The 11,371-nt window shown below is 67.5% G+C and carries 11 protein-coding genes; 7 read left to right on the forward strand and 4 right to left on the reverse strand.

Annotated elements, in window-relative coordinates; genetic code table 11:
• Position 1 precedes the first annotated feature (1 nt).
• Positions 2-736 carry an ABC transporter permease subunit gene (locus OEJ36_RS00865; RefSeq protein WP_021219462.1) on the reverse strand — a complete coding sequence of 245 codons (735 nt, stop codon included), beginning with the start codon at positions 734-736 and terminating at the stop codon, positions 2-4.
• Positions 733-1,656, reverse strand: coding sequence for an ABC transporter ATP-binding protein (locus OEJ36_RS00870; RefSeq protein WP_263400016.1), 924 nt, complete (start codon positions 1,654-1,656; stop codon positions 733-735). The genes OEJ36_RS00865 and OEJ36_RS00870 overlap by 4 nt, the downstream gene beginning before the upstream one ends.
• A gap of 228 nt (positions 1,657-1,884) precedes the next feature.
• On the opposite strand from OEJ36_RS00870, the gene plsB reads away from it, so the two are divergent.
• The 5 genes from plsB to OEJ36_RS00895 all read left to right on the forward strand — a co-directional run bounded on the left by plsB (position 1,885) and on the right by OEJ36_RS00895 (position 6,558).
• Positions 1,885-4,395: a glycerol-3-phosphate 1-O-acyltransferase PlsB gene (gene plsB, locus OEJ36_RS00875; RefSeq protein ID WP_263400017.1), complete on the forward strand. Its 2,511-nt coding sequence runs from the start codon at positions 1,885-1,887 to the stop codon at positions 4,393-4,395.
• Between the two features lie 164 nt (positions 4,396-4,559).
• The gene (locus tag OEJ36_RS00880; protein WP_263400018.1) at positions 4,560-4,823 is read left to right on the forward strand and encodes a hypothetical protein; all 264 of its coding nucleotides are present in this window, start codon (positions 4,560-4,562) and stop codon (positions 4,821-4,823) included.
• Positions 4,820-5,374, forward strand: a complete 555-nt coding sequence (locus tag OEJ36_RS00885; RefSeq protein ID WP_263400019.1) for a hypothetical protein — start codon at positions 4,820-4,822, stop codon at positions 5,372-5,374. Before OEJ36_RS00880 ends, OEJ36_RS00885 begins: the two co-directional genes overlap by 4 nt.
• Positions 5,375-5,450: 76 nt before the next feature.
• The gene (locus tag OEJ36_RS00890; protein ID WP_263400020.1) at positions 5,451-5,849 is read left to right on the forward strand and encodes a YbaY family lipoprotein; all 399 of its coding nucleotides are present in this window, start codon (positions 5,451-5,453) and stop codon (positions 5,847-5,849) included.
• A gap of 31 nt (positions 5,850-5,880) precedes the next feature.
• Positions 5,881-6,558, forward strand: coding sequence for a DUF4197 domain-containing protein (locus OEJ36_RS00895; RefSeq protein ID WP_043244051.1), 678 nt, complete (start codon positions 5,881-5,883; stop codon positions 6,556-6,558).
• Between the two features lie 216 nt (positions 6,559-6,774).
• On the opposite strand, the gene OEJ36_RS00900 is transcribed toward OEJ36_RS00895, so the two are convergent.
• Both OEJ36_RS00900 and OEJ36_RS00905 read right to left on the reverse strand, forming a co-directional pair.
• Positions 6,775-7,950, reverse strand: coding sequence for an aromatic ring-hydroxylating oxygenase subunit alpha (locus tag OEJ36_RS00900; protein ID WP_263400021.1), 1,176 nt, complete (start codon positions 7,948-7,950; stop codon positions 6,775-6,777).
• Positions 7,951-7,974: 24 nt separating this feature from the next.
• Positions 7,975-8,577 (reverse strand): TetR/AcrR family transcriptional regulator, encoded by a 603-nt coding sequence (locus OEJ36_RS00905; protein ID WP_021219470.1) that lies wholly within the window; start codon positions 8,575-8,577, stop codon positions 7,975-7,977.
• 101 nt (positions 8,578-8,678) lie between these two features.
• Between OEJ36_RS00905 and OEJ36_RS00910 the strand changes: the two genes are divergently transcribed.
• Together OEJ36_RS00910 and OEJ36_RS00915 are read left to right on the forward strand one after the other, a co-directional pair.
• Positions 8,679-9,512 carry a crotonase/enoyl-CoA hydratase family protein gene (locus tag OEJ36_RS00910; RefSeq protein WP_263400022.1) on the forward strand — a complete coding sequence of 278 codons (834 nt, stop codon included), beginning with the start codon at positions 8,679-8,681 and terminating at the stop codon, positions 9,510-9,512.
• Between the two features lie 40 nt (positions 9,513-9,552).
• Positions 9,553-11,286 carry an AMP-dependent synthetase/ligase gene (locus tag OEJ36_RS00915; protein WP_263400023.1) on the forward strand — a complete coding sequence of 578 codons (1,734 nt, stop codon included), beginning with the start codon at positions 9,553-9,555 and terminating at the stop codon, positions 11,284-11,286.
• The last annotated feature ends 85 nt before the right edge of the window (positions 11,287-11,371 follow it).

The raw sequence follows: 11,371 nt of genomic DNA on the forward strand, positions 1-11,371 counted from the left end.
GTCAGTCGGCCTTCTTCAGATCGACCACCACGGCGGTGGCGGCCAGCCAGGCGGCGATCAGGGTGACGAAATAAAGCAGGTCGCGCAGGTCGATCACGCCCTTGCTGATGGCCTCGAAGCGGGTCAGGAAGCTCAGCGAGGCGACCGCATCCAGCAGCCATTGCGGGGCCCAGGCGCTGAAGGCGTCGAGCACCAGCGGGAAGCCGCTGACCATGAACAGGAAGCACATGACCACGGCGAGGATGAAGGCGATCACCTGGTTCTTGGCCAGCGCCGACATGCACGAGCCGATCGCCAGGTACGAGCCCGCCAGCAGCCAGCTGCCGATGTAGCCGGTGACGATGGCGCCGTTGTCCGGCTCGCCCAGGTAGTTGACCGTGACGATCATCGGGAAGGTCAGCAGCAGCGCCAGGCCGGCGAAGGCCCAGGCGGCGAGGAACTTGCCGGTGACCGCCTCGAAGCGGGTGATCGGCAGCGTCATCAGCAGCTCTATGGAGCCGGACTTGCGCTCCTCCGCCCACAGGCGCATGGCGATGGCCGGCACCAGGAACAGGTAGAGCCAGGGGTGGAAGTTGAAGAAGGGGGCGAGGCTGGCCTGGCCGCTCTCGAAGAAACCACCCAGGTAGAAGGTGAAGACCCCGGACAGCACCAGGAAGATCACGATGAACACATAGGCCAGCGGCGTGGCGAAGTAGCTCGCCAGCTCGCGCTTGAATATGACCGGCAACTGCTTCATGCCGCCTCTCCCCGGGTCAGGCTGCGGAACACTTCATCCAGGCGACCCCGCTCGACATCCAGCTCCTTGACCTTCCAGCCGCGCTGGTGGATGAGCTGGTTGACCTGCGGGAAGATCACCTCGCCAGGCTTGGCCAGCACCGTCAGGCCGCTGCCGTGAGGGTTCTCCTCCACGCCGGCGACGCCCGGCAGTACCGCCAGGGCCAGCGCATCCAGGGGCTCGTCGGCCACCAGGGTCACCGCCTGGTGGTAGCGCGAACGGCTCTCCAGTTCATAGGGCGTGCCGTCGGCCACCAGCTTGCCGGCGGCGATCACCACCGCGCGGGTGCACACCGCCGCCACCTCTTCGAGGATGTGGGTGGAGATGATCACGATCTTGTCCTGGGCCAGGCTCTGGATCAGCTGGCGCACCTGGTGCTTCTGGTTCGGGTCGAGGCCGTCGGTGGGCTCGTCGAGGATCAGTACACGCGGGTCGTGGAGAATCGCCTGGGCCAGGCCCACGCGGCGCTTGAAGCCCTTGGACAGGGTGTCGATGGATTGCCCCAGCACCTTGTCCAGCTCCACCTGGCCGGCAGCACGGGTCACCCGCTGCTTCTTCTCGGCGCCACGGAAGCCGCGCACCTCGGCGATGAATTCGAGGAAGCCGCGCACCGTCATGTCGCCATAGCAGGGGGCACCTTCGGGGAGGTAGCCGATCTGCTGCTGGGCCTGGAGGGTGCGGGTCTGGATGTCGAAGCCGAGCACGCTCGCGGTGCCGGAGGTCGGCGCGAGGAACCCGGTGAGCATCTTCATGGTGGTGGACTTGCCGGCACCGTTCGGGCCGAGGAAGCCGAGCACCTCCCCCTGCTGGACGCCGAAGGACAGGTCGTCCACTACGGTGTGCTGCGCGAAACGCTTGGTCAGTTTTTTTAGTTCGATCATGGCCTCTACCCCAAAGGGAAAAGCCCCCGGCCATGCTGGCCGCTGGGGCCTTGCAAAACGCCGGCGGACTATAAGGAGTCCCCCGGCGGCATAGCAAGACAGCAGAAGATTCCGGAAGTTTCCTGGCGGCCCCATGGTTTTCAGGCAGTTAGGTGCTTTTTGCGGCTGGGTGGCGAATACGGCAAACTAGCCACCCCGAGCACTCGCTCGTTCGACTACAGACTCCGTATGACCCGCTCGCCCTTCCGCCGCCTGGCCTTCGGTACCCTGCGCCGCCTCCTTTATCTCTGGGTGCGCTCGGAAACCATCAACCAGTCCGCCTTCACCCTCAAGCTCGACCGCAGCAAGCCGGTGCTCTATGTGCTCCAGCAACCTTCGGCCAGCGACCTGGCGGTGGTGGACCGGGAGTGCACCAAGGCCGGCCTGCCCCGCCCGGTGCTGCCGGTGGCGGTGGGCGACACACTCGAGCCCGCTGCCTTCTTCTACCTGACCCCCGAACCCGGCTGGTTCGGCGGCCAGGACAAGCGCGGCACCTCGCCGACCCTGGTGCGGGTGCTCGACGCCATCCAGCAGCACGCCGTGGATGACGCGCAGATCATTCCGGTCACGGTGTTCTGGGGTCAGTCCCCGGACCGCGAGACCAGCCCCTGGAAGCTGCTGTTCGCCGACAGCTGGGCCGTTACCGGTCGCCTGCGCAAGCTGGTCAGCATCCTCATCCTCGGCCGCAAGACCCGCGTGCAGTTCTCCGCCCCCATCCACCTGCGCGAGCTGATCGCCCAGGACAAGGGCCCGGAGCGCACCCAGCGCATGGTGCAGCGCATCCTGCGGGTGCACTTCCGCAACCAGAAGACCGCGGTCATCGGCCCCGACCTCTCCCACCGCCGCAACCTGGTCAAGGGCCTGGTGCACGCGCCCCAGGTGCGCCAGGTGATAGCCGAGGAAGCCGAGCGCGAGAAGATCAGCCCGGCCAAGGCCGAGGCCCAGGCGCTGAAGTACGGCAACGAGATCGCCTCCGACTTCGCCTACACCGCCATCCGCTTCCTCGAAGTGGTGCTGAGCTGGTTCTGGAACAAGCTCTATGAAGGCATCAAGGTCAACCACATCGAAGGGGTGCAGGAGATCGCCCAGGGCCACGAAGTCATCTACGTGCCCTGCCACCGCAGCCACATCGACTACCTGCTGCTCTCCTACCTGCTGTTCCGCAACGGCTTGACCCCGCCGCACATCGCTGCCGGCATCAACCTCAACATGCCGGTGATCGGTGGCCTGCTGCGTCGCGGCGGTGCCTTCTTCATGCGCCGTACCTTCAAGGGCAACCCGCTCTACACCGCGGTGTTCAACGAATACCTGCACACCCTGTTCAGCCGTGGCTTCCCGGTGGAGTACTTCGTCGAGGGCGGGCGTTCGCGCACCGGCCGCATGCTTCACCCGAAAACCGGCATGCTCGCCATCACCCTGCGCAGCTTCCTGCGCTCCTCGCGCCTGCCCATCGTCTTCGTGCCGGTCTACATCGGCTACGAGCGCGTGCTGGAAGGCCGCACCTACCTGGGCGAGCTGCGCGGCGCGAGCAAGAAGAAAGAATCCATCTTCGACATCTTCAAGGTCATCGGCGCCCTCAAGCTGCGCTTCGGCAGCGTCGCGGTGAACTTCGGCGAACCGATCAAGCTCGCCGAGTTCCTCGACCAGGAGCAACCGACCTGGCGCGACCAGGAGCTGGGCCCGCAATACCGCCCGGAATGGCTCAGCGACACCACCAACAAGCTGGCCACCCGCGTCGCCCGCCACCTCAACGACGCGGCGGCGATCAACCCGGTCAACCTGGTGGCCCTGGCGCTGCTCTCCACCAGCCGCCTGGCCCTGGACGAACGCGCCCTGACCCGCGTGCTCGACCTCTACCTGGCCCTGCTGCGCGCCGTGCCCTACTCGCCCCACGCCACCCTGCCGGAAGGCGATGGCCAGGCGCTGATCCAGTACGTGCAGAGCATGAACCTGCTGGCCGAGCAGAAGGACGCCCTGGGCAAGATCCTCTACCTGGACGAGCAGAACGCCGTCCTGATGACCTACTACCGCAACAACGTGCTGCACATCTTCGCCCTGCCGGCACTGCTCGCCAGCTTCTTCCAGAGCAGCGGGCGCATGAGCCGCGAGCAGATCCTGCGCTACACCCGCGCGCTCTACCCCTACCTGCAGGCCGAACTGTTCATCCGCTGGAACCTCGACGAGCTGGATGCCGTGGTCGACCAGTGGCTGGAGGCCTTCGTCGAGCAGGGGCTGCTGAAGTTCGAGAACGAAACCTATGTACGCCCGGCGCCGAGCTCGCGCCAGTTCGTGCTGCTGACGCTGCTCTCGCGCTCCATCGCCCAGACCCTGCAACGCTTCTACATGGCCATCGCCCTGCTGCTCAACGCCGGGCAGAACCAGCTGGCCGCCGAGGAGCTGGAAGACCTGTGCACCGTGATGGCCCAGCGCCTGTCGATCCTCCACGGCCTCAACGCCCCGGAGTTCTTCGACAAGAGCCTGTTCCGCCACTTCATCCAGACCCTCCTCGACCAGCGCGTGCTGCGCCAGGACGAAGCCGGCAAGCTCAGCTACCACCCGGCCCTGGGTGACCTCGCCGAAGGCGCCGCCAAGCGCGTGCTGCCAGCCGAGATCCGCCTGTCGATCCGCCAGGTCGCCCTGGAACGCCAGGGCGAAGTGGAAGCGGAAGCCGAAGCCGAAGCGCCCACCGAAGCCAGCTGACCTCAAGGCCGGCCCCGCCCGGGGCCGGCCCTGTTTCACCCTGTCGATTTAGAGAACTCGCCTACAGGCTGTATCGGAGCCTGCCGAACGGCTGCCGTGCGGCCGCTCAGTACCATGACCGGCCTGCGCTGCGCAGGACTCCACCCACAGGGACGGTGCCGACCATGCTGCTGAGATCAATCCCCATCCACAACGCCGACGGCCAGGTCGTCAACGCCGCCATTCTCTGCTGCTTCGGGATCGCCGCCCTGGAGCGCGACTTCCTCCTCTACACCCTCGACGAGGCCCAGCCCGGCCGGCGCTGCAAGGCCTATATCGCTGAAATCCGCATCCACCCCGAGGGCTACAGCCTCGACGCCATCGACGCCGAGCACTGGCCCCAGGTGAAACGGGTGCTCAAGGAACTGACCCGGGAGCGCACGCCATGAACGCGCGTCGGAAGCCCCTGGAATTCCACCTGCTGAACCTCAAGGCACTGCCGCTGATCGAGCCGGTGGAGCCGAGCCGCCTGGAGGAACACCGCTCCGTGCTGCTTGGCAAGGACGCCCTGACACGGCTCATGGCAGTCGCCGGCAAGGCGTCCCGGCAGCCGCAAGGCAGCACCTGGTCCATCCCCGCCCAGCCCCAGGCCGCAGCACACCCCTCGTCCGCCCGTGAAGCACGCCTGCAGCAGCTGGAACACCACCTCGTCGAGCGCCTGGCCCGACTCAAGGCCCTCAGCGAAGAACGCGCCGGGGAGCTCGCCAGGCGTGACGCCGAGCAGCGCGCCCAGGCGAAGAGCCTGCGCGCGGAAGCCACCAGGCTCGCCGGCCTGGACGCCGAGTTGCTGCGCCGGGCCGCCGAACTGGACGAGCGCGAGGCGGACCTGCAGCGCAGGAGCCTGACCCTGGCGCAGCAGCTGGAACAGCTGATCAACGCCCGGCAGCGGCTGCAGGCGATCACCCAGGCCCTGGACGACCGCCCACCGCTCGAGGACTGACGCGCACGCGGGGCTGTACCCCCGCCCCCTGGCTTCTATAGTGTGTGTATCGCTGTCCACCGAACCACGAGGCCCCATGAAGTCCCCCAGCCTGCTGCTCGCCAGCGCCCTGCTCGTCGCCTGCACCACCGTCCAGCCCCCGACCCAGGTCCACCTAAATGGCGAGGTCTTCTACCTGCAACGCAGCGCCCTGCCGCCGGATGCCACGCTGCGCGTCTCGCTGCAGGACGTCTCGCTGGCCGATGCCCCCGCCCGCGAGCTCGCCTACCAGCAGGGCCGCGTCGAAGGCCAGGTGCCCCTGCCCTTCCAGCTCAGCTACGACCCGGCCAACCTGCAACCCGGCCATGACTATGCGGTGAGCGCGCGCATCGAGCGCGACGGCAAGCTGCTGTTCATCAGCACCGAGCGCCACTCGGTTAAACTCGACGGCAGCGACCCGCAGCCCCTGCGCATCAAGGTCGACGCCGTTCCCTGACAACCCGCCTTTCTGCCACAAGGATGCCGCCATGTTCCGACTCACCACCCTGGTCGCCGGCCTCGCCCTCTCCGCCAGCGCCTTCGCCCTCTCCCTCAGCGACCTCAGCCAGCAGGACGCCAGCGGCGGCCTCAAGGACGCGCTCACCCAGGGCGCCAAGGTCGCCGTGCAGCAACTCGGCAAGCCGGGTGGCTTCAGCGAGAACCCCGAAGTGCGCATCGAACTGCCGGGCAAGCTCGGCAAGGCCGCCAAGACCATGAAGATGATGGGCATGGGTGCCCAGGTCGACCAGTTGGAAGCCAGCATGAACAAGGCCGCCGAAGCCGCCGTGCCGGAAGCCCAGGCGCTGCTGGTGGACGCGGTGAAGAAGATGACCGTGCAGGACGCCAAGGGCATCCTCTCCGGCCCTGAGGATTCCGCCACCCAGTACCTGAACAAGACCAGCCGCGAACAGCTGCGCGCCAAGTTCCTGCCCATCGTCAAGAAAGCCACCGACCAGGTCGGCCTGGCCAAGCAGTACAACAGCTTCGCCGGCCAGGCCGCGAGCTTCGGTGTGGTCGACGCCAAGAGCGCCAACATCGAAAGCTACGTGACAGAAGAAGCCCTCGACGGCCTGTTCAAGATGATCGCCGACCAGGAAGCCAGCATCCGCAAGAACCCCGCCGCTGCCGCCACCGGCCTGGCGAAGAAGGTCTTCGGCGTGCTCTAAGCCTCAGCCCGAAACGAAAAAGCCCGGCCAAGCGCCGGGCTTTTTTGCTCAAGCACCGTAGGTTGGCGCCGAGCGCAGCGAGGCCCAACGTTCCCGGGTTCAACCCAACCTGCAAATGCCTTATGGGAGTGCCCCGTGGGAGCGAATTCATTCGCGAAAAGAGCCCGCACCCGGCATCGCATCTGGGTGGCCCCATGGGCCATGGATTGGCCCAACCTACGTCCCCGGCGAAACCGCGCCGCCCACCACCTCGACGCGGGAATCCCCCAGCGCCTCATCCAGCCCTTGATGGAACCAGCGCAGCGCCTGCTCATAGCGCCCATGCCAGAGGCGGTCGCTGGCTCCGGCGCGGATGCCGTCCTGCACCCGTGCGGCCAAGGCGAAGTCTTCCTCCAGGGCGGAATAGAGGATCTCGTTGTTCTTCTCGAAATAGCGCCGGGCCTTGTCCGTCGCCGGTTCTTCCAGCAGCAGGTTGTAGCCCAGCACGCGGGTGGCCAGCGGGCCGTCGGGGAAGACACTGGAGAAGTCGATGTGGTCCGGCTCCACCAGCACCAGGGTGTTGGGCCAGATGAAGTACAGCAGGTTGCCGTGGCGGCGCAGGTCCCACTCGGATTCCGGCTGCGCCAGCACCTCGCGCAGGTTGCGCTTCACGTAGTAGTTGCGGATGTGCCGGCCGAAGCGCTCGAACAGCCCCAGGTTGGGCCAGAACAGGTGGTCGATGGTGGCCTGGTGCGCCTTGGCCACGTGGTAGTTCTCCAGGAAGGTGTCGATGGTCAGCTTCCAGTTCACCGGCCGGCGGATGTCGCGCGGGTCGAAGAGCACCTGCCCCTCCAGGGCGAAGCTGCCGAAGTCGGCCATCAGCTCGGGGCCGAAGAACGCCGGCATGTCCAGTGCGGGGCCGGGCGAGTGCCGCGCCCAGATGGCACCGAAACACTCGGCCACCGGCACCTCGGTGAGGTTCAGGCAACCGCGGTCGACGCCCTCGAAACCGTAGCCGTGGGGAATGCCGCGCAGCTGCCCATCGGGATTGTAGGCCCAGGCGTGGTAGGGGCAGACGAACACCCGGTTGGCACCTTCCGCCTCCGCCACCAACTGGGTGCCACGGTGCTTGCAGACGTTGAGGAAGCCGCGCAACCGCCCCGCCTCGTCACGCACCAATAGCAGCGGCGCCAGCAGGTCCCGGGTGATGAAGCGCCCCGCCGTCACCTCGCTGGAGCGTGCCACCAGCAGCGGCTCGCGACGCAGCACCTCGTCCCGTTCACGTCGGTAACGCGTCTCGTCGAGGTAGCTGTCCACCGCCAGCGATGAAGGCGTTTCCAGGCAATCGGACTGGCCCCGTTCGGCCAGCGCCAGCGTCTTCTTCAGCAGTTCCACCTGTGTCGCGTGCTGCATGCCTGCCTCTTCTTGTTGTTGGGGTCATGTCGGCTGGAGTGGCGCCAGGGCACCACGGATGAAATGCCAGAGTTGCCGCGACAGCTGATCGGCCGGCGGGCGTGGCGAACGGCCGAGGGCTTCGAGCAGGGCCTGGTGCATGCCACCGAGGATCATCGCCGAGACCAGCTCCGGGTCGAGGCTGGCGTTCAGCTGCCCGGCAACCTGACCCCGGCGGATGTTGTCGGCGCCCTGGCGCACGTTCTCGGTGATGCGCCGGGCCTCCAGCGCGGCCACTTCCGGCTCCCGCGCCAGGCTCACCAGCAGCAGCGGTGCCAGGGGCTCGGCATAGACGAACTGCACCGCGCGGCGCACCCGCTGCTCCTCACGGCTGCACCAGTCTTCGGCGCCGGGCAGCGGGTCGGCGACCATCACCTCGGCCTGGTAGCGGTCATGGAAGTCCTCGGCCACCGCGGCCAACAGCCCGGCGCGGGAGGCGAAGTAGCGGTAGATCAGTCCCACCGAGACGCCGGCCCGCTCCGCCACGCGCCCCACTTCCAGGCCGCCGCCGAGCTCCAGCAATTCGTCGCGGGCGGCGTCCAGCAGGCTGGCACGGGTTCTCTGGGCCTTGGGGGAAAGATCGGTCATGGGGCTCTCGATAAAGCGCTGGACAGAAAAAGTGAATTCAGTTTACTTATTTCTCCCGACACGCCAAGCCCCGATCCAATAAAAAACCACGGAGCGCTTCCATGACCGATTCCACCGTCCACTACGCGGTCGACGGCCGCATCGCCACCCTCACCCTCAACCGCCCCGAGCGGCTCAACGCCATCGACGACCGCCTCCCCGCCGACCTCGAAGCCGCCGTGCTGCGCGCCAATGCCGACGACGCGGTGCACGTCATCGTCCTCACCGGTGCCGGCCGTGGTTTCTGCAGCGGCTACGACCTCAAGTTCTTCGCCGAGAACCCGCGCGGCATCTACGGCAGCCAGGAAATGCCCTGGGACCCGATGGTCGACTACGCGCTGATGAAGAAGAACACCGAGCACTTCATGAGCCTGTTCCGCAGCTACAAGCCGGTGATCGCCAAGGTGCATGGCCCGGCGGTGGCCGGCGGCAGCGACATCGCCCTGTGCTGCGACCTGATCCTGATGGCCGACGAAGCGGTGATCGGCTACCCGCCGGCGCGGGTCTGGGGCTGCCCGACCACCGCCATGTGGGTCTACCGCCTGGGCCCGGAGAAGGCCAAGCGCATGCTCCTCACCGGCGACCTCATCGACGGCCGCGAGGCCCAGCGCCTGGGCCTGGTCTACCAGAGCGTGCCCCTGGCCGAGCTGGACGCGGCGGTGGAAGCGCTCACCGCGCGCATGCAGGGCATCCCCCGTAACCAGCTGATGATGCAGAAGCTGATGATCAACCAGACCTTCCACAACATGGGCCTGGAAACCACGCAAATGTTCGCCACACTGTTCGACGGCATCACCCGCCACAGCCCGGAAGGCGTGCGCTTCAAGGCGCGTTGCGAGGAAGTCGGGTTCGCCCAGGCGGTGAAGGAGCGCGACTCGGGCCAGCCGATTCCCTGAGCCGTTCCCGCCCGTCCAACCCGAGTACAGGAGGTGTTCGATGACGACGCAGCAACCGCCGGCCGATCTCCCCAGCATTCCCGCCCTGCTCGCCTGGCGCGCCCGGCAGACGCCCGACTGGCCCGCCGCCCAGGTGCGAGCAAACGGCGCCTGGCGCAGCCTCGACTGGGGCACCGTGGCACGCCGCAGCGAGGCCCTGGCCAGGGCTCTGGTCGCCGCCGGTGTAGAGCCCGGTGACCGCATGGCGATCTGGTGCCGCACCCGCCTCGAATGGAGCCTGCTGGACTTCGCCGTGCTCATGGCCGGCGCCGTCAGCGTCGGCCTCTACCCGAGCCTCACCCTGGCGCAGGCGACCCAGCAACTGCAGCGTGCGGATTGCCGCTTGCTGTTCGTCGAGCACCTGGAACAGGCCTGTGGCGTCTCGCTGCCGGGCTTGCGCGTGGTGGCCATCGACACCGAGGCGGACGGCGCCGCAATGGGCCTGGATGCCTTCATCGCCGAGGGCGACGGGGTGAGCGCCGAGCAGGTCCATCAGCGCTGGCAGGCCCTCGACCGCCAGGCCCTGGCCAACCTGGTGTTCACCTCCGGCACCACCGGCGAGCCCAAGGCCGCCATGCTCAGCCACGGCAACCTGCTGGCTGCCATCAGTGCCTACCAGCTGCCACCCCCGCGCTACACCGGGCTCGCCTTCCTGCCCATGGCCCATGTCGGCGAACGGGTGATCGGTCACTACCAGCGCCTCTGGTGTGGCGCCCAGGCCGCCTACGTGCCGGACATCAACGACGTGCCCCGGGCCATCGCCGAGGTGCAGCCGGACTTCTTCGGCAGCGTGCCCAGGCTCTTCGAGAAGCTCCACGCCGCCGTCATGGCCCAGCGTCAGACCCTGGCGCCCGGCAAGCGCCGCGTGCTCGATTGGGCCCTGCGCACCGGCATTCGCCAGCGCGGCGGGCTGCGCCTGCAACTGGCCCGGCGCCTGGTGCTCAACGGCCTGCGCCAGCGCCTGTTCGGCTCGCGCATCCGCGCCCTGGTCAGCGGTGGCGCGCCGCTGGACGCCGAGCTGGTGAACTTCTTCGCCGCCCTCGGCCTGCCCCTGTACGAAGGCTGGGGCATGTCCGAATCCACCGCCTTTCTCACCAGCAACGAAGGCGGCCCGACCAAGGCCGGCTCGGTGGGCCGGCCATTGCCCGGCGTGGAAGTGCGCATCGCCGACGACGGCGAGGTGCTGGTGCGGGGCCCCCATGTGTTCCAGGGCTACTTCCAGCAACCGGAGAAGACCGCCGAAACCTTCACCGTCGATGGCTGGCTGCGCAGCGGCGACCTGGGGCGGATCGACGCCACCGGCTACCTCTGGCTGACCGGCCGCAAGAAGGAACTGATCATCACCGCCGGCGGCAAGAACATCGCCCCGACACCCATCGAAACGCGCCTCAAGCAGCACCCGCTGGTGGAACAGGCGCTGGTGCACGGGGACAGGCGCAAGCACCTCAGCGCCCTGCTCGCCCTGGAGCCGCAAAGCCTGGCCATCTGGGCGAAACGCCAGGGCCTGGCGGGCGATGCCGATGCCTGGCTGCAGGCACCGGCGCTGCTGACGGAGCTGCAGGGGCACATCGACACGATCAACGCCGAGCTGTCCCAGGTGGAGCGGATCAAGGCCTGGGCCCTGCTGCCGCGCCTGCTCAGCCAGGAGCAGGACGAACTGACGCCGACGCAGAAGCTCAAGCGCCCGGTGGTGGAGCGCAACTTCGCGTTGCTGCTGGATGGGATGTACGAATGAATCGATGGGTTTCGCTGCGCTCTACACCCTCCTACGGACAGTCCGTAGGTCGGGTGCAACCAGGCGGCCCGTTGCCCGGAGCATC

Source organism: Pseudomonas sp. PDM13 (genome assembly GCF_025685765.1).
In the GTDB taxonomy this organism is placed as follows: domain Bacteria; phylum Pseudomonadota; class Gammaproteobacteria; order Pseudomonadales; family Pseudomonadaceae; genus Metapseudomonas; species Metapseudomonas solani.